General features: G+C 71.5%; 16 protein-coding genes and 1 tRNA gene. 6 read left to right on the forward strand and 11 right to left on the reverse strand.

The annotated features are described in order from the left end of the window. Positions 1 to 69 precede the first annotated feature (69 nt). Positions 70 to 2,853, forward strand: coding sequence for a helix-turn-helix transcriptional regulator (locus BLW82_RS46080; RefSeq protein ID WP_093502648.1), 2,784 nt, complete (start codon positions 70 to 72; stop codon positions 2,851 to 2,853). Positions 2,854 to 2,857: 4 nt separating this feature from the next. Here BLW82_RS46080 and BLW82_RS27270 read toward each other — a convergent pair whose 3' ends face one another. The 4 genes from BLW82_RS27270 to BLW82_RS27285 all read right to left on the reverse strand — a co-directional run bounded on the left by BLW82_RS27270 (position 2,858) and on the right by BLW82_RS27285 (position 6,336). Then, positions 2,858 to 3,733: an alpha/beta fold hydrolase gene (locus BLW82_RS27270; protein WP_256215970.1), complete on the reverse strand. Its 876-nt coding sequence runs from the start codon at positions 3,731 to 3,733 to the stop codon at positions 2,858 to 2,860. A gap of 93 nt (positions 3,734 to 3,826) precedes the next feature. Next, positions 3,827 to 4,660, reverse strand: a complete 834-nt coding sequence (locus BLW82_RS27275) for an alpha/beta fold hydrolase (protein ID WP_093502652.1) — start codon at positions 4,658 to 4,660, stop codon at positions 3,827 to 3,829. A 36-nt stretch (positions 4,661 to 4,696) separates the two neighbouring features. Continuing rightward, complete coding sequence (locus tag BLW82_RS27280) at positions 4,697 to 5,524, reverse strand: SDR family NAD(P)-dependent oxidoreductase (protein WP_093502654.1); 828 nt, start codon at positions 5,522 to 5,524, stop codon at positions 4,697 to 4,699. Beyond that, positions 5,521 to 6,336, reverse strand: a complete 816-nt coding sequence (locus BLW82_RS27285) for an alpha/beta hydrolase (protein WP_093502656.1) — start codon at positions 6,334 to 6,336, stop codon at positions 5,521 to 5,523. Before BLW82_RS27285 ends, BLW82_RS27280 begins: the two co-directional genes overlap by 4 nt. A 531-nt stretch (positions 6,337 to 6,867) precedes the next feature. Here BLW82_RS27285 and BLW82_RS27290 point away from each other — a divergent pair. Continuing rightward, the gene (locus BLW82_RS27290) at positions 6,868 to 9,882 is read left to right on the forward strand and encodes a S53 family peptidase (protein WP_093502658.1); all 3,015 of its coding nucleotides are present in this window, start codon (positions 6,868 to 6,870) and stop codon (positions 9,880 to 9,882) included. Positions 9,883 to 10,072: 190 nt separating this feature from the next. Here the strand turns inward: BLW82_RS27290 and BLW82_RS27295 are convergent. The 4 genes from BLW82_RS27295 to BLW82_RS45675 form a co-directional block, all read right to left on the reverse strand. Next, a tRNA-His gene (locus tag BLW82_RS27295) sits at positions 10,073 to 10,148 on the reverse strand. Positions 10,149 to 10,262: 114 nt separating this feature from the next. After that, positions 10,263 to 10,865, reverse strand: a complete 603-nt coding sequence (gene orn, locus BLW82_RS27300; protein ID WP_093502660.1) for an oligoribonuclease — start codon at positions 10,863 to 10,865, stop codon at positions 10,263 to 10,265. Between the two features lie 374 nt (positions 10,866 to 11,239). Next, positions 11,240 to 12,412 (reverse strand): helix-turn-helix domain-containing protein, encoded by a 1,173-nt coding sequence (locus tag BLW82_RS27305; protein ID WP_093502662.1) that lies wholly within the window; start codon positions 12,410 to 12,412, stop codon positions 11,240 to 11,242. 377 nt (positions 12,413 to 12,789) lie between these two features. Beyond that, positions 12,790 to 13,203 (reverse strand): hypothetical protein, encoded by a 414-nt coding sequence (locus BLW82_RS45675; protein ID WP_256215971.1) that lies wholly within the window; start codon positions 13,201 to 13,203, stop codon positions 12,790 to 12,792. 324 nt (positions 13,204 to 13,527) lie between these two features. Here BLW82_RS45675 and BLW82_RS27315 point away from each other — a divergent pair, with 324 nt between their 5' ends. Both BLW82_RS27315 and BLW82_RS27320 read left to right on the forward strand, forming a co-directional pair. Continuing rightward, on the forward strand, positions 13,528 to 14,055 hold the full coding sequence (locus BLW82_RS27315; protein WP_093502664.1) for a universal stress protein: 528 nt from the start codon (positions 13,528 to 13,530) through the stop codon (positions 14,053 to 14,055). Positions 14,056 to 14,209: 154 nt separating this feature from the next. Beyond that, entirely contained in the window at positions 14,210 to 14,776 is a 567-nt protein-coding gene (locus BLW82_RS27320) for a GPR1/FUN34/YaaH family transporter (RefSeq protein ID WP_093502666.1), read from the forward strand. Between the two features lie 212 nt (positions 14,777 to 14,988). On the opposite strand, the gene glmS is transcribed toward BLW82_RS27320, so the two are convergent. Then, entirely contained in the window at positions 14,989 to 16,806 is a 1,818-nt protein-coding gene (gene glmS, locus BLW82_RS27325) for a glutamine--fructose-6-phosphate transaminase (isomerizing) (RefSeq protein WP_093502668.1), read from the reverse strand. A gap of 30 nt (positions 16,807 to 16,836) precedes the next feature. After that, the gene (locus BLW82_RS27330; RefSeq protein WP_093502670.1) at positions 16,837 to 17,094 is read right to left on the reverse strand and encodes a hypothetical protein; all 258 of its coding nucleotides are present in this window, start codon (positions 17,092 to 17,094) and stop codon (positions 16,837 to 16,839) included. Between the two features lie 165 nt (positions 17,095 to 17,259). Between BLW82_RS27330 and BLW82_RS27335 the strand changes: the two genes are divergently transcribed. Beyond that, positions 17,260 to 18,825 (forward strand): purple acid phosphatase family protein, encoded by a 1,566-nt coding sequence (locus tag BLW82_RS27335; RefSeq protein ID WP_093502672.1) that lies wholly within the window; start codon positions 17,260 to 17,262, stop codon positions 18,823 to 18,825. 68 nt (positions 18,826 to 18,893) lie between these two features. Here BLW82_RS27335 and BLW82_RS27340 read toward each other — a convergent pair whose 3' ends face one another. After that, positions 18,894 to 19,757, reverse strand: coding sequence for a DUF4429 domain-containing protein (locus BLW82_RS27340; protein WP_093502674.1), 864 nt, complete (start codon positions 19,755 to 19,757; stop codon positions 18,894 to 18,896). A gap of 121 nt (positions 19,758 to 19,878) precedes the next feature. Here BLW82_RS27340 and BLW82_RS27345 point away from each other — a divergent pair, with 121 nt between their 5' ends. Continuing rightward, complete coding sequence (locus BLW82_RS27345) at positions 19,879 to 21,450, forward strand: beta-N-acetylhexosaminidase (RefSeq protein WP_177233082.1); 1,572 nt, start codon at positions 19,879 to 19,881, stop codon at positions 21,448 to 21,450. Positions 21,451 to 21,468: the final 18 nt, after the last annotated feature.

The following is a 21,468-nucleotide window of genomic DNA, read 5'->3' on the forward strand; positions in this document are numbered from 1 at the left end:
CTCGCTTCCGGCCACGCGGCGTTCCTAGCGTTCCCCATGTCAGGACATCCACAGGAGGGGAGCGGTCCCATGGGGTGGAACGGCGTCCAGCCGGCATCCGAGCCGCCGCTGGTGGGCCGCCACCCCGAACGCGAGGCCATCGGACGACTGCTCGACACGGTGCGCGGCGGCCTCGGCGGAGCCCTGGTCCTGACCGGCGAACCCGGGATCGGCAAGACCCGGCTCCTCGGCTACGCCGCGGCCCGGGCCGCGGAACTCCGCGTGGTCCGGCTGACCGCGGTCGAGCCCGAGACCAATCTCGCCTTCGGCGCGCTCTACCGGCTGTTGCGGCCGTTCCTGAACCGGACGGGCCGACTGCCCGGACCACAGCGGGCCGCGCTGGAGGCGGCCCTCGGCCTCGTCTCGGGACCGCCCGCGGACCGCTCCCTGGTCGGGCTGGCGACGCTGACCCTGCTGTCCGGGGCCGCCGCCGAGCAGCCGCTGCTGATGCTGCTCGACGACGCGCACTGGCTGGACCGGGAGTCGGCCGACGCGCTCGCGTTCACCGCCCGCCGGCTGCACGCCGACTCCCTGGGCCTGATCATCGCCGTCCGCGACGGACTCGGTGACAACGCCCTGTCCGACGCGGTCGGCGGGCACACCCTGACCGGTCTGCCGGAGCCGGATGCCAAGGCCCTGCTCGCCATCGGCGACCGGCGGGTGGACCCGGCGGTCGCCGACCGGATCGTCGCCGGTACCGGCGGCAATCCACTCGCCCTGCTGGAACTGGCCGGCACCCTCGCCGCCGAACAGCTCTCCGGTGTCGCCCCGTTGCCCGATCCGCTGCCGGTGGGCCCGCTGCTGGAGGGGCACTTCCGGCGCCTGGTCCGCTCCCTGCCGCCGACCACCGGAGCCCTGTTGCTGCTGCTCGCGGCGGCCCCCTCGGACGACACGGGCACGGTGTGGCGGGCCGCCGGGCGGCTGGGGCTGCCGGCCCGTGCCGCCGAGCCGGCGGTCGCCGCGGGAATCCTCGGCCCTGGCACACCGCCGGACTTCCGGCACCCCCTGATCCGATCGACGGTCTACGCCGCCGCCGAACCCGGCGAACGCCGCCGCGCGCACGCCGCACTGGCCGCCGCCTGCGACCCCGCGACGGACGCCGACCGCCGCGCCTGGCACCGGGCCGAGGCCGCCGAGGGCGTGGCCGACGACGTCGCCGACGACCTCGAGGCCGCCTCCGAGCGAGCCCGCTCCCGCGGCGGCCACTCCCAGCAGGCCCTGTTCCTGTCGCGCGCCGCCGATTTCACCGGCGACCCGGACCGGCGGGCCGAGCGGCTGCTGGACGCGGCGCAGGCCCACCTGATGTCCGGCGACGCACCGGCGGCGGGCGCCGCGCTGGAACGGGCGGGCGCCGACATCCGGGACCCGGTGATGCGCACCCGCGAGCTGCGGATGCGGGCGACCACACAGATGTTCCGGCTCGCCGTCGCCGACGTCCCGGCGATGCTGCTGGACGCCGTGACGCGGCTCGGCCCGCAGGACCCGCGGCTGACCTGGGAGTTGCTCTGTGAGGCACTGCACGCCGCGCTGGTCGCCCACGACACCGTGCGGGGCACGTCGCTGACCGAGGTGGGGGCGGCCGTCGTCGCCGCGCGCCTCCACCAGGACTCCGCGGTGCGCGGCCGGGACCTGCTCATGGAGGGTCTGGGGCGGCGCGTGGCCGAGGGGTACGAGCGCGGCGCGCCCGTGCTGCGTGCCGCTCTGGACGTGCTGCGGGGCGGCGGTGGGATCGGGGACGCGCACAGTCCGTTCGCGGTGATGCTGTTGATGGCCTGCGACGATCTGTGGGACGGCCCGGCCGGGCGGGAACTCGCCGCCCGCCTGGCGGCGGCGGACCGGGACGCCGGCGCGTTGTACGCACTGAGCATCACCCTGCTCGTCGAGGCGCGCTACGACCTCCTGGACGGACGGTTCGCGGCGGCGGAGGCCCGCTACGCCGAGTTCGACGACATCGCGGCTGTCACCGGGTTCCCCGGTGGTGGGGACGTCAACAGGCTCCACCTGCTCGCCCTGACCGGCCGGGAGGCCGAACTGCGGGCGGCGGTGCGGCGGACCGCGGGGATGCGGAGCATGGGCCACGGTGTGCTCCAGCTGATGGCGCAGCACGCGCTGACCCTGTTCGAGCTGGGGCAGGGCCACTACCCGCAGGCGCTGCAGCACGCGTCGGCGGTTTTCGAGCAGGACCCGCCGACCTGCGGCAACCTGGTCCTGCCGCTGCTCGTCGAGGCCGGAGTCCGCACCGGTGACCGGGACGGCGTGGCGCGGGCCCTGCGCCGGCTGGAGGAACGGGCGCCGCTGGCCGGTACCCCGTGGGCCCTGGGCTCCCTGGCCCTCGGGCGGGCACTGGCGGCCCGGGGGGACGACGCCGAGAAGCTCTACCAGGAGGCGGTCGACCTGCTGGGGCAGGGGCCGCTGGCCCTGGAACGGGCCCGCGCCCAACTGCTGTTCGGCGAGTGGCTTCGCCGCCGCAAGCGGCGCGCCGACGCCAGGAAGCAGTTGCGCGCCGCGTACGAGAGCTTCGACGCCTTCGGCGCGGCGCCCTACGCCGAGCGGGCCAGGACCGAGCTGCTCTCCACCGGCGAGACGGCCCGCAGACGGACCGAGGAGACCAGGTTCGATCTCACACCGCGGGAGCGGCAGGTGGCCGCCATGGCCGCCTCGGGGCTGACCAACGGGGAGATCGCGACACGGTTGTTCGTCACCGCCTCGACCGTCGAGTTCCATCTGAACAAGGTGTTCCGCAAGCTCGGCATCACCTCCCGGAGGCAGATCCCCCGCCGGATCGGCGAACCGGACCCGGTGGGCGGGAGCTGAGCCGTCATTCCCCCGCGGCCGCGAAGAAGTCGAGGTAGTGGCGCGCGAGTTCGGCGGGTGCCTCCAACGGGATGTTGTGTCCCGCCCGCTCGATCACCACAGGGGTGACGTTCACCGCGACCTGGGCCATCTGTTCCCCGGGCTCCGCGGCGAGGTAGGCGCGGCCCCCGACGGCCAGCACCGGGCACTCCAGCGGGACCGCGAACTGCGGCCGGTTCTGGTCGGCGTCGGTGTCGGTCGCCCGGTACAGCTCGAACACCGCGTGGTTGCCCCCGGGTTCTTCGAGCCCTCGGGTGTACTCGTCCTCGTCGGCGTCCGTGTACGCGCTCGGATCCCACATGATCCGCCGCATGAAGTACGTCCAGAAGGCACGCTCACGGCCGGCGATCAGCAGTTCGGGGTAGTGCGGGAGGCCGAACAGCGAGCGGTGCCAGCCGGTGCGGGGATCCTCGGCGGCGAGCGCCCCGAGGGCGGGAACCGGCAGGCCGGGCAGCCGGGTCTCCTGGAAGACGAGTTGCACGACCTCCGGGCGGTGGAAGGCCGCCACGGCGTAGGCGACGGCCGCACCCCAGTCCTCGCCCACCACCCGGTACCGGTCGTGTCCCAGCGCCGCCATGAGCGCGGCGACGTCGGCGGCCAGCGTTCGCGTGTCGTACCCGGACACCGGACGTCCGGAGCCGCCGAACCCCCGCAGGTCCACCGCGACGACCGTGTGGTGCGGGGTGAGCAGCGGGATGACGTGGCGCCAGAAGAACATGGTCTTCGGCACCCCGTGGATCAGGACGACCGGGTCGCCGCTGCCGCCCGTCGCACAGTGCAGATCGACCCCGTTGACCAGGGGCCGGCCGTGGACGAGCGGGACGCCGTCGTGATCCGTCATCCTCGACGCTCCGGAACCCGTCATCGCCGCCTCCTCGCGTCCGCCTCCCGTCGGCGCCGGCCGCGCCGACGGGTCGTGTTCCACACCGGTCGGCTATTTGGCCAGGAAGGCCAGCAGCGCGGCGTTGACCTCTTCGGCGTGCGTCCACAGCAGGCCGTGCGGGGCGCCCTCGATCTCGACGTACTCGGCCGAGGGGAGCAGCGCGTGGAACGGCCGCCCGGTGGCGTCGACCGGCAGGATCCGGTCGGCGGTGCCGTGCAGGATCAGTGCCGGTACGTCGATCCTGGCGACGTCCGCGCGGAAGTCGGTGATCCAGGTGGGCACGCAGGCCACCGACGCGTACGCCGAGGCGCCCGCCGCCACGTTCCAGCTCGCCCGCACCGCCTCTTCGCCGATCCGGCTGCCGAGCGTCTCGTCGAGGTTGTAGAACGCCTCGTAGAAGCTGGTGAAGTAGGCGTAGCGGTCCTTCGTGACCGCCTCCAGGATGCCGTCGAAGACGGACCGGTCGACGCCGTCCGGGTTGTCGTCGGTCTTGAGCAGGAACGGTTCGAGGGAAGCCAGGAAGGCGGCCTTGGCCACGCGCTGCGATCCGTACGTCCCCAGGTAGCGGCCGACTTCCCCGGTGCCCATGGAGAAGCCGACGAGTACCGCGTCGGTGAGGTCCAGCCCGGTCAGCACCGCGTCGAGATCGGCGGCGAAGGTGTCGTAGTCGTAGCCCGTGGTCGGCTGTGACGACCGGCCGAAGCCGCGCCGGTCGTAGGTGATGACCCGGTGGCCCGCGTCGAGCAGCGCCGGGAGCTGCCGCTCCCACGAGTGGCCGTCCAGCGGATAGCCGTGGATCAGCACGACGGGCCGCCCGCTCCCGTGGTCCTCGTAGTACAGCTCGATGTCGGCGGAGTTCTCCCGGCCGACGGTGATGTACGGCATGTCGGTTTCCCTTCGTGGGTTGGGCGTGACGGCGGGTCAGAGGGATTCCACGAGGCCGCCGTCGATGACGAAGTCGGCGCCGGTGATGTTCGCCGCCCGGGGACCGGCGAGGTAGACCACGAGGTCGGCGACCTCCGACGGCCGGGTGAAGCGGCCGGTCACCGACTGGCCGGCCGCGCCGCGGGCCACCTCCCGGGGGTCGACGCCCCGGGACCGGCCGACCGTGTCGGCGACGCCGCCGGCGCCCTGCCACAGTGCCGTCTCCACCGGTCCGGGACCGACGGTGTTCACCCGCACACCGCGGGGGCCCACCTCCTTGGACAGGGCCTTGCAGAAGTTGGTCAGCGCCGCCTTCGCCGCCCCGTAGTCGATGACCAGCGGGTCCGGCAGCCGGGCGTTGACCGAGGAGACGGTGACGATCCGTCCCGCGCCGGTGGCGAGCAGGTGCGGCAGGGCGGCCCGGGTGGCGCGGACGGCGGCCATGAAGTTGACCGTGAACGTCCACTCCCAGTCCTCGTCCGTCACGCCCAGGAAGCCGTCCACCCGCGGCCGCACCGCCCCGACGTTGTTCACCAGGACGTCGACACCACCGTGGACCGCCACCGCCTCGGCGACCAGCGCGGCCGGACCGTCCGGCGTCGCGAGGTCGACCTCCACGACGGTGAGCTCGGCCCCGCGCTTCACGTGCTCGTCGAGGGCCTCGGTGCGTTCCCTGGAACCCGCGACGACACGGGACCCGGCCGCGAGGAAGGCCTCCACGACGGCCAGTCCGATGCCACGCCCGGCGCCGGTGACCACGACGGTCCGCCCGGCCGGGCCCGCGTCGGCGCCGGACGTTCCGGCGGCCTGGGCAGGGGAGTTCATCGCCCGGTCCCCAGGTTCTGCTGCCGCAGCCAGGTGAGAACGGTGTCCGCGACCTCGCGCCAGCCGCCGTCGATCGTCAGCGAGTGCCCGCGGTCGGGGAAGTTGATGATGTCGGTGACCGCCTCGGAGTGCCGGTACTGCTTGAGGGTGGCCCGGGTGACGACCTCGGGCACCGTGTGGTCCTTGCCGCCGGAGACGAGCAGCAGCGGGCCGCGCCCGCTGTTGTCCGTGTCGACTTTCGCCGGCGAATGGGGATTGAAGTTGGCGGCGGCGGCCTCGTACAGCGGCTTGCCCGGCGCGGGGATGGTCCAGCGCTCGTACAGGGCCGCCGATTCCTCCTCCGTGACGGCGTTGCCGAAGGCGAACCGGAACTGCTCCGCGCTCAGCGAGACCGACCGGTGCCGGTTGGCCGGGTTCCTGAAGACCGGCAGCGTCGCCTTCAGCGCGGACAGCGGCAGCGGCAGTACGCCCTTGATCTGCGCGGCGTCGATCGCGACCGCCGCGGCGGCGCGGTCCTGGCCGAGCAGCTTCTGCGCGATCATCCCGCCGAACGAGTGGCCGATCAGGACGGGGCGCGCGGGCAGCGCCTCGATCAGCGTCGCGTAGTGCGCGACGACGTCGTCGATGCCGTGGTCGGCGATGCTCTCGGGGTTCTGGCGTGCCTCCGCGACGGTGCCGGGGTCACCGGGCCACCCGGGCGCGGACGGGTCGTAGCCCTCGGCACGGAACAGGTCGATCCACGGCTGCCAGGAGGTGCTGTGCAGCCAGAGTCCGTGGATGAAGACCACGGGAAGAGGAAGGGGGACGGTCATGGCTGGGCCTCTCTTGTGTGGGTGTCCTGACCCGGCATGTGCACACGAGACCAGGACCTGCGGCGCTCTCGCACCGGGGTTCCACCCCAGTCGTTCAGCAGGGGACGCCGAACGGCCCGGAGACACCGGCGTCGGTCCGTAGGGACTCGAGCATCGTCCACGCGTCGCCCCGCGTGAAGACGTCGGCGGCGGCCGGGACTTCGGTGTACGGGGCATTCCAGAGGCCCGTCGGTGACCGGGACGCCGGGGATGCCTTCCGTGGCGCCGGGCCCGATTCCCGCCGCAGGGCGACGGGCGTCCGGAAGGGTCGCGCAGGCTCGGTTCACCGCGGCGGTGTAAAGATCCGTTCATGATTCTTGAACGAATAGGGTCAGTAACGGTCTTGACCTGATAGGAAATGCCCACACTTCGGTTAAGGGGGACAGCTCCTGCGCGCCTTGTGGCGTGGACGCACCTGTCGGCCCAAGTGACGCTTCGACCGCCGCCACGGACACGGATGTGGCGGTGTGTCAGTTTTTAGGAGATTTCTGCATGGCCAACAAGGTCCACGCCGCGCCGGGAGGTCCCGGACGCGCGGCAGTCAAGACCGGAAGACGGGCCAGGGCGATCACCGCGGCTTCCATCGCCGCCGTCGCCCTCGTCGCTGTCACCGGGATCGCTACCGGAGCGGTCGCCCAGGGGGGAGCGGCCGGACCGGGCGCACCCGAGCGAATAGGGGCGGCCCCGCGTGTCCCGACCGGTGCGAGGGTGACCGGCGCGACCGCGTCGGGAACCACCCTGCACCTCAGCGTGAACCTGGCTCCGCGTGACCGGCAGGCGCTGGCGGACTTTGTCACCGCGGTGTCCACCCCGGGGAACCCGCAGTACCACCACTACCTGGCCAAGGGGCAGTTCGCCGCGGTCTTCGGTCCCACGCGGGCCACCATCGAGCAAGTCTCGAAGGCGTTGAAGGCGGCCGGTCTCTCTCCCGGCAAGGTCAGCCCGGACGGCCTGTCCATCCCGGTCACCGCCACCGCCGCGCAGGCGTCCCACGCCTTCGGCACCGGTTTCCGCAACGTCCGGCTCAAGGACGGCACCACCGACTACCTCAACACCTCGGCCCCCTCGCTGCCCTCGGACGTGGCGTCCTCGGTGACCGGGATCGTCGGCCTGAGCAGCGTCAACACCGTCAGCAGTCACCACTCCGCGGTGCGTCGCGCGAGCGGGCACGGCTCTGCCGGCGCCACCGTCTCCGGACGCGGTGCGCGCACGGTGGCCCCGCACACGTACACCCCGGCTCTCTGCGCCGACTTCACCGGCTCGGGCCTGACCGACGGCACCGACTACTACAGCCCCGGCAAGCTGGCCGGCGCCTACGGGATGACCAGTTCCGCCACCGTCGGTGCCGGGCAGACCGTGGCCGTGTTCGAGCTGGAGAACGTCGACGCCGGCAGCATCGCCGCGTACCAGTCCTGCGTCGGTACCAGCACCTCGGTGTCCCACGTGTACGTCGACACGACGGCGGGGGCCGGCGCGCCGGCCACCGACGGAGAGGTCGGCGTGGAATCCGCGCTCGACATCGAGGACCTCATAGGCCTGGTGCCCGGCGCCGCCGTCATCGACTACCAGGGGCCGGACGCCGCGTCGGCGACCGACCAGAACGTGCTCGACGTCTACCAGCGGATGGTCACCGACGACCAGGCGCAGGTCATCTCCACCAGTTGGGGTGAGTGCGAGGCGGTCGAGAGCAGCGCGACCGCGAACGCCGAGAACACCGTCTTCGCGGAGGCCGCCGCGCAGGGCCAGAGCGTCGTCGCCGCCTCGGGCGACGACGGCTCCAGCGACTGCTACCGCGCGACCGGCTCCACCGCCAAGGCCGTCGACGACCCCGCGAGCCAGCCCTACGTCACCGGTGTCGGCGGCACCACGATGACCACCTCGGGCAGCACCACGACCCAGACGACGTGGGGCAACGCCTCCGGCGGTACCGGCGGCGGCGTCTCCTCGCGCTGGGCTCCCGTCGTCTACCAGGGCGGTGTCGCCACCACCAGCAAGCGCGCCGTGCCGGACGTCTCCGCTCTGGCGGACCCGGCCGACGGGTATCCGATCTACTACCAGGACGACAGCCAGTCCTCCAGCCCCGTCCCCGGCCTCGTCGGCGGCACCAGCGGGGCGGCCCCGACCTGGGCCGCCGCGATCGTCCAGGCCAACGCGGGCACGGCCTGCCAGACCAACGGCCGGGTCGGCTTCCTCAACAACGCCCTGTACAAGGCCGCACGGAGCAGCTACCCGACGAACTTCTGGGACGTCACCAGCGGCAACAACTCCGTGTACGCCACCGGCTACACGGCGGCGGCCGGCTACGACGAGGTGACCGGCCTGGGCTCGCCCAAGGAGGCCGGCCTGACCGCCGCACTGTGCGTGGCCAAGGGCACGGCCGCCACGGGCGCCTCCACCTTCCACCCGCTCAGCAGCCCCAAGCGCCTGCTGGACACCCGCAACGGCACCGGCTGGGGCCTCAGTTCCATCCCGACCACGAAGCCCCTGGTCGCGGGCGGCACCGCCCCGGTCAAGATCGAGGGAGCCGGGGGGATCCCCAGCAGCGGCGTGACCGCTGTCGTGCTCAACCTCACGGTCACCGGCACCACCGGCGCGGGTTCGTTGATCGCCTGGGCCGACGGCACCAGCAAGCCGGCGACCAGCAACCTCAACTGGACCGGCGCGAGCCAGACCATCGCCGCCTCGGCGACCGTCAAGGTGGCGGACGACGGTGTGGTCGACCTCTACACGAGCAGCACCACCCACCTGATCGCCGATGTCCAGGGCTACTACACCAGCGGCACCACCGGCTCGAAGTACACGGCGCTGGCCCCGGCCCGCCTGCTGGACACCCGCTCCAAGGTCGGCATCCCCACCACCACCAAGATCTCCAACAAGGTGATCAGCCTCAAGGTACGCGGCCATGGCGGCGTGCCCACGGCCGCCACCGCCGTGGTGCTCAACCTGACGGCCACCCAGACCGTCGGCGGCGGCTACCTGGAGGCCTACCCCGAGGGCGCCACCCGCCCGACCGCGTCCAACGTCAACTGGTCGGCCACCGGGACCACCATCCCCAACCTGGTGGTCGTGCCGATCGGCAGCGACGGCAATGTCAGCATCTACGTCCACGGCACCAGCCATGTGATCGCCGACGTCTCCGGCTACTTCTCCACCAGTGGCTCGGCCTTCCACACGGTCACCCCGCTGCGCCTCCTGGACACCCGTCAGACGACGGCGCTGGGCTCCGGAAAGACGCTCGCCCTGCAGGTCTCGGGGCGCGACGCCATCCCGTCCACCGGCGTCAAGGCGGTCGTGCTGACCGTCACCGTCACCGGCACCACGGGCAGCGGATACCTCAGTGCCTGGGCCGACGGCGGCAGCCGTCCGACGGCCTCCAACCTGAACTGGGTGCAGGGCAAGACGATCGCCAACCAGGTCATCGTGCCCGTCGGCTCCGACGGCAAGGTGGACTTCTACGCGAGCAGCACCACCAACGTGCTCGCGGACGTGGCCGGCTACATCGGCTGACGCCCACCGACGACCCGGCAGCGATGCCCCCGCCGACCCTTCCGGTCGGCGGGGCATCGCTGCACGGGTCGTGATCCGGCTTCGGTGTCGGTGCCGCGAAAACCCCACGGCGTGTGACCGACGTACTCGCCTGTGGCCGAACGCCGGACAGGCCCGTGATCTGCGTTCCGCAGATCACGGGCCTGTCCCATGGGGTGAGTGACGGGACTCGAACCCGCGACATCCTGGACCACAACCAGGTGCTCTACCAGCTGAGCTACACCCACCACGACCGGCGGTGATTCTGTGGTTTCTCCGACCGGCCGAGAAAAAGTGTACAGGGTCCGAAGGGGTGCTCGCGCACGGCTTTCCGGGAGCCGCTTCCGGGGCCTTTCGGGGGCCTACTCCGCAGGCAGGACGTGCTTGGCCGCGATCGTCCGCGCGGTGTCCGAGTCCGGGCCGGGCTGCGGGACGAAGATGGCCTCGCGGTAGTAGCGCAGCTCGGCGATCGACTCGCGGATGTCGGCGAGGGCGCGGTGGTTGCCGTTCTTCTCCGGGCTGTTGAAGTACGCCCGCGGGTACCAGCGCCGGGCCAGCTCCTTGACGCTGGACACGTCGACGATCCGGTAGTGGAGGTATCCCTCCAGGTCCGCCATGTCCCGGGCCAGGAAGCCGCGGTCGGTGCCGACGGAGTTGCCGCACAGCGGGGCCTTGCCGGGTTCCTTCACGTGTTCCCGTACATAGGACAGGACCTGCTCCTCGGCCTCGGCGAGCGTCGTGCCGCCGGCCAGCTCGTCGAGCAGGCCGGACGTGGTGTGCATCTGCCGCACCACCTCCGGCATCGTCTCCAGTGCCTTGGCCGGCGGACGGATGACGATGTCCACGCCCTCGCCGAGCACGTTCAGCTCGGAGTCGGTGACCAGTGCGGCCACCTCGATGAGCGCGTCGTCGGACAGCGAGAGGCCGGTCATCTCGCAGTCGATCCACACCATGCGATCGTTCATGCGACCACCCTAAAGCTGACGTCGGCGTTTGTGGGCCCCTGGTGCGACGCCGACGTCTGCGGGGGCTGCCGCCCCCGCACTCCCGCACCCCCGCGTCATCGGCCTACGGCCTCGTCCTCGAGCGCTGGAGGAGCCGGAGGGCCGCTGATCGTCGTCGTCCTCGGGGGCTGGGGCCGCCGTTGCGGTGGCGGCCTCAGGAGCCGGACGGGCTGAGACCGGGAGAGGGCCGTGCCTCGTCGTGACCGAGGGCGCCGTGCCGTGCCGGTCTCGCGGCGTGCTTTCGGCCTCGCCCTGGTGCCCCACCGAGCCGGTGGTGGGTGGGCGAGGGGGGTGGTCACGCCCACCCGAGGGTTCGGGTGGGCGTGACCGGAGGGTCAGCTGCCGGTGCGGGGACCGGGGAGGCTGGGAGAGAGGCCTACCGCTGCTGTCCTGCGGGTCTGCATCGGCAGTACGCCCTCGGGATACTGGACCGCGAGCGGGCCGGTGGGCGGCAGGGGAGCCGGTTCCGGGGCCTCGGCGCGGTCCGACTGCGGGCGGCGTGCCCGGTACGCGGCCCGGTACGCCGCCGGGGACGAACCCAGCTGGCGGCGGAAGTGACCGCGCAGGGCGACGGGGGAGCGGAAGCCGCAGCGGCCCGCCACCTCGTCCACCGAGTAGTCCGACGTCTCCAGGAGGCGCTGCGCCTGGAGGACCCGTTGCGTGATCAGCCACTGGAGCGGCGCCGACCCCGTCAGGGAACGGAAGCGGCGGTCGAAGGTGCGGCGGCTCATGTAGGCGCGTGCCGCCAGCGTCTCCACGTCGAACTGCTCATGGAGGTGCTCCAGCGCCCAGGCGACGACCTCGGCGAGCGGGTCGGCGCCGATCTCCTCTGGTAAAGATCGATCGAGGTAGCGCTCCTGACCGCCCGAGCGGCGCGGCGGGACCACCAGACGGCGGGCCAGCGCACCGGCCGCCTCGTTGCCGTGGTCCGTCCGCACGATGTGGAGACAGAGATCGATTCCGGCCGCCGTACCGGCGGACGTCAGGACGTCGCCGTCGTCCACGAAGAGTTCCCGTGGGTCGACGTGCACCGACGGATAGCGCTTGGCCAGCGTCGGCGCGTACATCCAGTGGGTGGTGGCCGGGCGGCCGTCCAGCAGGCCTGCGGCGGCCAGCACGAACGCGCCCGTGCACAGCCCGACGATGCGGGCCCCTTCCTCGTGGGCGCGGCGCAGCGCGTCCAGTGCCTCTTCCGGTGGCGGCGCGGTGATCGAGCGCCAGGCCGGTACGACGACCGTGCCGGCGCGTGAGATCGCTTCCAGGCCATGTGGCGCGGTGAGTTCCAGGCCCCCTGTGGTCCGCAGCGGGCCTTCCTCGCCACCGCACACCAGTAGTCGGTAGCGCGGTACGCCGGCGTCCTGGCGGTCTATCCCGAACACCGACAGCGGTATGGAACTCTCGAAGATGGGGCCGCCGCTGAACAGCAGCACCGCGACGATCTCCTTGCGGCGTCGCCCGGACAGTTTCCGGGCCGCGGTTTCCGGCGCGGCAGTGGAGTCGTGGCTCATCCTGCTAAGCCCCCCTCGGTGGTCGCGGCTCCTCGGTTGTGTCGCTCCTGCACGTTTCCCCTCGGTCCTGCACGAGTCCCCCGCCGTAAGACGTCAAGATCGAATCTACTGGTTTCCGCGGTCTCGCGTTGACCAGTTCGACACGCCGTCGATTGTCGACATGACAACTTGGCGTGAAGCATTCGATCACGAAGGGTTGCACTCACGGGCCGTGCAGGGAAGTGCGCCTCGTCGCAGTGGCCAAACCGCGTAGGGTGCGGAGGGGCCTGCGGACCCTTTCCGTGCAGGTGGAACGGGGGTTGGGGGGTGGTTGGTGCCCCTCCCGCACAGGTCCGCCAAGTTGGCTGAAAAGAAACGTTGGCGTGCGCGGAAACCGGTCAGTCGACCGGTGTAGTGCTCCGGGTGTGACGTCCGCCTCCCCGGGCCGCCGTCCCGCGTTCCGCGCCGAGCCTCGCACCGAGTTCCGAGCGGCGCAGCAGGAAGCGGCACGCGGCGGTGACGGCGGCGAGACCGAGGGCGGTGCCGGCCGCACCGGACGCCGAGGTGCCGTACCAGAGGAGCACCACGGGCACGAGCACACAGGAGAACACGGCCCAGCGGACCACGTCGCCGGCGCTGTCCGGAGCGCGGTGCGGGTCGGGGGCGCGGCGCGGGTCGGGGGCGCGGCGCGCGTCCGGGGCGCGGTGGGGATCGGGGGCGCGGTGCGAGGTGGGGGCGCGGCGCGAGGTGGGCGCGCGGCGCGGGGCAGGGGCGCGGTGCGGGGCAGGGGTGGTGCGGCGCGGTCCGGACATGGTGGTACTCCCTCGTGACGCACTCGTACCGGGATCAACGCGCGTTCGAGCGGTCGGTCACCGTGCGTGGGCCCCGGTGCTGTCCGAATCATGCGCAAACCGCCTGTACGGGGCAGCAACCATTGCGTTACGGGCGCGGCTCGTGCATGCTCCCTGGAACCCCTAACCGACTCCGGGGAAGGTCCCTACGGAGAGTGCGCGGGATCTGGGCTGAGGAGGCGTGCCGCCGTACCCTTGAGGGTATGGGGTGGGGAAGATGTTTCCCGGACACAAGCTCGCCGCACACCGTCCCTCCCACACAAGGATCACAACGCCGAGACAGCCATGGCCGGTCACGAATTCTACGATCCAGCGGACCGCAAGCGGCCGGTCGCCGACCCCACGGCGGCCGATGCGCTGGCGGCGGAAGAGGCACGCCCTTCCTGCGATCCCGCCTTCAAACACGGAGTGGTCGTCGGCTTCGACGGCTCCACCTCCAGTGAGCGGGCCCTCGCCTATGCGATCGGGATGGCACACCGCTCCCGCGCAGGGCTGATCATCGTCCACGTCGCCAACCGACTGCCGACCACCGTGTGGGCCGGCTGCGAGCCACCCGTCTTCGTCGACGTTCCGGACCACCGCACCGAGGTGCTCGGTCTCGAACTCGCCTGTGCGGACTACCTGGCCGAAGTGCCCTGGATCCTCGTCGAGCGCGGCGGTGACATCTGCCACGAACTCGAAGAGGTGGGTCGGGAGTACGAGGCCGACGCGATCGTCGTGGGTTCGACCCACGGGATCGTCGGGCGGATCTTCGGCTCCGTGGCCGGGCGGCTCGCCAAGCGGGCCAGGCGGCCTGTCGTTGTCATTCCGTGACTCCACGTTCTCCCAGGTGAGATGCGCCGTGGGAACGGTCCGGCCCTCTTCGTGCGATGCCTGAAATTCCTGGCGTGCAGAGGTGTTTGTGCCCTTGTGAAGGGCATATATCGGTCACCGCGCACAACTGCACAAAGCATGAAGGGAGCCCGCCGTGGACAACGACGTCTCTGCGGGAAGCGGAACCACCACCGTGGCCGGTCGACTCGCCCTGGGTATCACCCTGTTGGCGTTCGGACTCGGTACCACCGGTGTCATCGACGGCGTCACCACCTCCGACGCCGTGTCAATCGCCCACTACGTGGGCGGAGTCGCCCTCTTCCTCGTCGGCCTGCTGGCCTTCCGTGACCGTGACGCCGCGAACGGCACGGGCTATGTGGCCCTCGGCGCCCTCTGGTTCACCTGGGCCGTCTCGTCCGGTGGCCACACCTCGGCCAACGGTGCCGGGCTCTTCCTGCTCCTCTTCGCCCTCGTGGCGCTGTCGTTGACCCTCGCGGGCGGCGACCAGCTCGGACAGGGCATGCACGGACTGCTGTTCCTGGCGATGCTCCTGCTCGCCGTCGCCCAGTTCGCCGACAGTTCGTCACTGGCCAAGGTCGGCGGCTGGGTTGCGGTGGCGGCGGGGGCGGTGGCCTGGTACGCCGCGACGGCCGCGCTCGCGCACTGGCCGACGGTGCTGCCGGGGCGGGCTGCCGGTCGGGGGGTGACGGCCCACGGCTGATATGGCAGCCGACGCCGGGGAGTTGGGCGTCCCCGGCGATCCAATGAGCGGACCCCTTCGTTGCCGGTGGCACACGAGGGGGTCCGTTCGGTCGTCCGGCCCGTGCGGGTGCGTGGGGGTTGCTCGCGCGGTTCCCCGCGCCCCCAATAAAACAGGGGTGACGCCCCTTCAGGGACGCGGGGAACGGGACCGGCCCGCAGACTCGAACGGCCCTATTCCACCGTCACCGACTTGGCCAGGTTCCGCGGCTTGTCGATGTCCCGGCCCAGGGCCTTCGCCGTGTGGTAGGCGAGGAGTTGGAGGGGGATGCCCATGAGGATCGGGTCGAGTTCGTCCTCGTTCTTCGGGACGATGATCGTGCGGTCGGCCTTCTCCTGGTGCTGGTGGGCCACCGCGAGGATCTTGCCGCTGCGGGCCTTGATCTCCTCCAGGGCCGCGCGGTTCTTCTCCAGGAGGTCGTCGTCGGGGACGATCGCCACCGTGGGGAGGGCCGGCTCGATGAGGGCCAGCGGCCCGTGCTTGAGCTCGGACGCCGGGTAGGCCTCCGCGTGGATGTAGGAGACCTCCTTGAGCTTCAGGGAGGCCTCGCGGGCCACCGGGTAGCCCCGGACACGGCCGATGAAGAGCATCGAGCGGGCCTCGGCGTACTCCGCGGCCATCTTCTCGATCTCCGCCTCCTGGGCGAGGATCTCGGAGATCTGGGCCGGCAGCTTGCGCAGGCCGTCGATGATCCGCTTTCCGTCGCGGACCGAGAGGTCGCGGATGCGGCCCAGGTGCAGGGCCAGCAGGGCGAACGCGACTGTGGTGTTGGTGAAGCACTTCGTCGAGACCACGCAGACCTCCGGGCCCGCGTGCACGTACGTCCCGCCGTCCGCCTCCCGGGCGATCGCCGAGCCCACCACGTTCACCACGCCCAGCACCCGCGCGCCCTTGCGCTTCAGCTCCTGGACGGCGGCGAGCACGTCGTACGTCTCACCGGACTGGGAGACGGCGATGTACAGGGTGTCGGGGTCGACCACCGGGTTGCGGTAGCGGAACTCCGAGGCCGGCTCGGCGTCCGCGGGGATGCGGGCCAGCTCCTCGATCATCTGGGCGCCGATCATGCCCGCGTGGTACGAGGTGCCGCAGCCGAGGATCTTGACCCGGCGCACGGCACGCGCGTCGCGGGCGTCCAGGTTGAGGCCGCCGAGGTGCACGGTGGAGAAGCGGTCGTCGATGCGGCCGCGCAGCACGCGGTCGACCGCGTCCGGCTGCTCGAAGATCTCCTTGTGCATGTAGGTGTCGTGGCCGCCCATGTCGTACGACTCGGCCTCCCACTCCACGGTGGTCGGCTCGGCCGTCGTGCGGGTGCCCTCGGTGGTGTAGGTGCGGAAGTCGTCGGCCTTGAGGGTGGCCATCTCGCCGTCGTCGAGGGTCACTATCTGGCGGGTGTGGGTGACCAGGGCCGCGATGTCGGAGGCGACGAACATCTCCTTGTCGCCGATGCCGAGGACGACCGGGGAGCCGTTGCGGGCGACGACGATCCGCTCGGGGAAGTCGGCGTGCATGACCGCGATGCCGTAGGTGCCCTCGATCAGGCGCAGCGCCTGGCGGACCTTCTCCTCCAGGGTCTCCGCCTGGGAACGGGCGATCAGGTGGGTGAGGACCTCGGTGTCGGTCTCCGAGAGGAACACCACACCGTCCGCCTCCAGCTTGCGGCGCAGCTCGGCGGCGTTGTCGATGATCCCGTTGTGGACGACGGCGACCTTCTGGTCCGCCGACATGTGCGGGTGGGCGTTCAGGTCGGAGGGGGCGCCGTGGGTGGCCCAGCGGGTGTGGGCGATGCCGGTGGTGCCCTTGAAGCGCGCCGGAACCCTGGCCTCCAGGTCGCGGACCCGGCCCTTGGCCTTCACCATCTTCAGACCGGCGGTCTTCGGCGCCGAGACGACGATGCCCGCCGAGTCGTAACCGCGGTATTCCAGCCGCTGGAGACCTTCGAGAAGGAGGGGGGCGACGTCGCGCCTACCGATGTATCCGACAATTCCGCACATATATGGCTGTTCCGTATCCCTAGGCCGTAGTCATCCGTAGACCATGCGACGAAGCTGCCGGAGGGTGAGCTCCGGCGGGGCGACCGCCCGGTACTTCAGATCCGCCGCGATCCGGTCGAAGATCTCCGTGTTGACCAGGCCTTCCGCCTGGAGCTCGCGGTGGCGGCGACGCACGAAGTCCGCGGTCGTCTCGTCGAAGTAGGCGAGCACGTCCTGGATCACCCGCAGCGCCTCGCCCCGGCTCAGGGGCGAGGATCGCGTCAGATGATCAACGAGTTCGTCGTGCACCCGGTAGATCCTCGGGCACCGGCGCCGGTTTCGCAAGAATCCTGCCCGATTCCGGGCAGCGGACTGTTGAATCTCTTATGGGGTGCTGTTCGCGGCCCGTCCATCCTGTGTCTTGCGCCACGTTGCTTGTGGAGACGATTTTCAGACGCCATGGACATTCCTCGTATGGGCGTACCCGATGAGCTCGCCGACCGCATGAGCATGGCCGAGCAGCACGAGTACCTCCGCGCCAAGTTCTCCCGGCGCTCCATGATCAGAGGCGGTGCCGTGACCCTCGGCACCGTCACGGGCGGCTCGTTCGTCCTGGGCGGCACCGCCCGGGCCGCCGTCCCCACCCGGTCCGCCGCCCCCGCCGCCCAGTACGTCGACGGCGCCTACGTGGCGCCGTTCGGCCGCCACCTGGCCTTCGGCAACGACGCCGGCACGGAGATGACGATCTCCTGGCAGGTCCCGGTCGCGGTCAAGAAGCCCTTCGTCCGCATCGGCACCCATGCCTCCCACCTCTCGGTGAAGATCGACGCCGAGATCCGCACCCTGTACACCCCGGCCGGCGTCGGTGCCAGCGGCGACCACACCCAGTACTACGTGCACGCCAAGCTGGCCAACCTCAAGCCCGGCCACACCTACTTCTACGGCGTCGGCCACGACGGCTTCGACCCGGCCTCGCCGAAGTTCGCCGGCACCATAGGCACCTTCACCACCGCCCCCCGCAACAGGCAGCCGTTCACCTTCACGGCCTTCGGCGACCAGGGCGTCAGCTACCACGCCCTCGCCAACGACAGCCTGATCCTCGGCCAGAACCCCAGCTTCCACCTGCACGCCGGCGACATCGCCTACGCCGACCCGGCCGGCCAGGGCAAGGCCTCGGACGCGGTCTTCGACTCCCGCACCTGGGACCAGTTCCTGGCCCAGACCGAGTCGGTCGCCAAGTCCGTGCCGTGGATGGTGTCGTACGGCAACCACGACATGGAGGCCTGGTACTCGCCGAACGGCTACGGCGGCGAGGAGGCCCGCTTCACCCTGCCCGACAACGGGCCGGACAAGAAGAACCTGCCGGGCGTCTACTCCTTCGTCCACGGCAACACGGCGATCATCTCGCTGGACCCGAACGACGTCTCCTTCGAGATCCCGGCGAATCTGGGCATCTCGGGCGGTACTCAGACCAAGTGGTTCGAGGCGCAGCTGAAGAAGTTCCGCGCCTCGAAGGACATCGACTTCATCGTCGTGTTCTTCCACCACTGCGCCTACTGCACCTCAACGGCGCACGCCTCGGAGGGGGGCGTGCGACAGGAGTGGGTGCCGCTGTTCGAGAAGTACACGGTGGACCTGGTCATCAACGGCCACAACCACCAGTACGAGCGCACCGACGTCATCAAGGGCAACACCGTCGTCAAGAAGCTCCCGATCGGCGAGACCGCCTACCCCGAGTCCGAGGGTGTCGTCTACGTCACCGCGGGCGCGGCCGGCCGCAGCCTCTACGCGTTCAGCGCCCCGGACTCCTACGAGGGCCACCTGAACGAGCTCGACTCCGTCGCCTCCTTCATCAACACCAAGGACGGCAAGGTCAACGAGACCGTCACCTGGTCCCGGGTGCGGTACCTGAACTACTCGTTCCTGCGCGTCGACGTCGAGCCCGCCCCGCGCGGACAGTACGCCAAGCTGAAGGTGTCGGGCATCGCCGAGACCGGCGACCGCATCGACCACTTCACGGTGGCCCGCAAGGCCAAGTAGGGCCCGGCGGGGACAAAGCCGCCAGGCCGTGCGCCGGAGGCAGGGCGCAAGGCACCCGCAGGCGGTCCTCACAAGCGTTTGAGGACCGCCTGTTTGGCCCTCGCGAACTCCTCGTCGGTGAGCACGCCCGCGCGGTGCAGCTCACCCAGCTCGCGCAGCCGGCGCAGCAGCGCGTCGTGGTCGTCCCCGGCCGGCCCGTCCGGCTCCCGGGACGCCTCCGCCGCGGCGGCCGCCGACGGATGCGGCAGCCGGGCCTGCACCGCCGCCGCGACCAGCGCCATCAGCGGATCCCGGCGGAACCCCCACAGCTCCACCGCGTTCGGGTCGTACTTGGCCCGCTCCCGGACCGGCGCGCCGGTCACCCGGAACCGCAGATGGCCGTTCTCCAGACCGGCGGACGGCTGCCACTCCACGCCGAGGATGTCCGCCAGGGCCAGCGTGCGCGGACCCGCGGCGGCCTTGGCGTCCTCCGTCTTCCAGTTCCACTCCAGGCGCACCCGCTCCCCGTCGAACGACGCCGTGCCGTCCCCGGCGGAGACCGACACCGGCAGCGGCGGCCCCGGCAGCAGGTACTCGCTCACCGGCGTCCCCGGCACCCGCTCCAGGAGCAGCGCGTCGCGCACCTCGTCCGTGAGGTACTCGGCGACCCCGTACCGGTCCGGCTCGACGGTCAGCCGATAGGGATCGTGGGGTTCGGCGAGGCGGCCCCCGGTGGCGTGCAGCAGCGGATCGGCGCCGTCCCGCAGCCGCAGCCTCAGCCGCCCCTGCCTGCGGCCCTGCTCGAACGAGATCCCCGCCAAGGCGCCCAGCGGGACGACCAGTTCACCCAGGGCCCGGCGCAGCACCCCGACGTTCCTGTCCCGCCCGGGAGTCAGCCGCAGCGCGGCGCCGTCGAAGACCCACGTGCCATCCTTCTGGATGATTTCCACCACGCGGGGATTGTTCCACCGGAAGTGCGGGAGAGTGGTCTCGACCAATCCTGGTCGGTCTCGACCCCCGCTGAAGGGAGCGCATGTGCGATCGCACCACAGAACGACTCCCCGAACCCCCCGAATGGGCCGCGTCCTCGGGTCCCTGCTGCTCGTCGCGGCGGCCGGCGCCTTCACGGCCGGCGCCGCCCCGGCGTCCGCCGCGACCGGGGCGACCCCGCTCGGCCGGGTCGTCCCGGCGCCCGCCTCGGTCACCCCCGGCGGCACGCCGTACCGCATCACCCGCACCACCGCGATCCGTGTCGACGGCTCCGGGGCCGCCCACCGGGTCGCCGAGTACCTCGCGGACCTGCTGCGCCCGTCGACCGGCTACCGGCTGCCCGTGACCACCCACGGCGCGGCGGGCATCCGCCTCGTCCTGTCCCACGGCCCGTTCGGCGCCGAGGGCTACCGGCTCGACAGCGGCCGCGGCGGCGTCACCATCACCGCCGCCGAGCCCGCCGGCCTCTTCCACGGCGTCCAGACCCTTCGCCAACTCCTCCCGCCGGCCGTCGAGAAGGACACCGTGCAGCCCGGCCCGTGGCTGGTCGCGGGCGGCACCGTCACCGACCGCCCGCGCTACGCCTACCGGGGCGCGATGCTCGACGTCTCCCGGCACTTCTTCACCGTGGCCCAGGTCGAGCGCTACATCGACCAGCTGGCCCTCTACAAGATCAACGAGCTGCATCTGCACCTCAGCGACGACCAGGGCTGGCGCCTCGCGATCGACTCCTGGCCGCGCCTGGCGGGCTACGGTGGCTCGACCCAGGTCGGCGGCGGCAAGGGCGGCTTCTACACCAAGGCCGAGTACCGGGAGATCGTCCGGTACGCGGCCTCCCGCTACCTCGAAGTCGTCCCCGAGATCGACATGCCCGGCCACACCAACGCGGCCCTCGCCTCCTACGCCGGCCTCAACTGCGACGGCACGGCGCCGCCGCTGTACACGGGCACGGAGGTCGGCTTCAGCTCGCTGTGCGTCGGCAAGGAGGTGACGTACGACTTCGTGGACGACGTCATCCGCGAACTGGCCGCCCTCACCCCCGGCCGCTACCTCCACATCGGCGGCGACGAGGCGCACTCCACCAGCCACGCGGACTACGTCGCGTTCATGGACCGGGTGCAGCCCATCGTCGCGAAGTACGGCAAGAAGGTGATCGGCTGGCACCAGCTGACCGGCGCCCACCCGGCGCCGGGAGCCCTGGCCCAGTACTGGGGCCTGGACGACACCGGCGCCGACGAGAAGGCCCAGGTCGTGAACGCCGCCAGGAACGGCACCGGCCTGATCCTCTCGCCCGCCGACCGGGTGTACCTCGACATGAAGTACACCGAGGACACGCCGCTGGGGCAGGACTGGGCCGGACTGGTGGAGGTGCGGCGGTCCTACGACTGGGACCCGGGCACCTACCTGGCCGGCGCCCCCGCCTCGGCCGTCAGGGGCGTGGAGGCGCCGCTGTGGACCGAGACGATCGTCACGGACGCCGACATCGACTCCATGGCCTTCCCGAGGCTGCCGGGCGTGGCGGAGCTGGGCTGGTCGCCGGCCGCCACCCACTCCTGGGACGCCTACAAGGTGCGGCTCGCCGCCCAGGCACCGCGCTGGGACGCCCTCGGCATCCCCTACTACCGCTCGCCGCAGGTGCCCTGGCCCGCGGCCTAGGGTGACATGACCGGCGGG

It is taken from the genome of Streptomyces sp. Ag109_O5-10 (genome assembly GCF_900105755.1).
Lineage (GTDB): Bacteria > Actinomycetota > Actinomycetes > Streptomycetales > Streptomycetaceae > Streptomyces.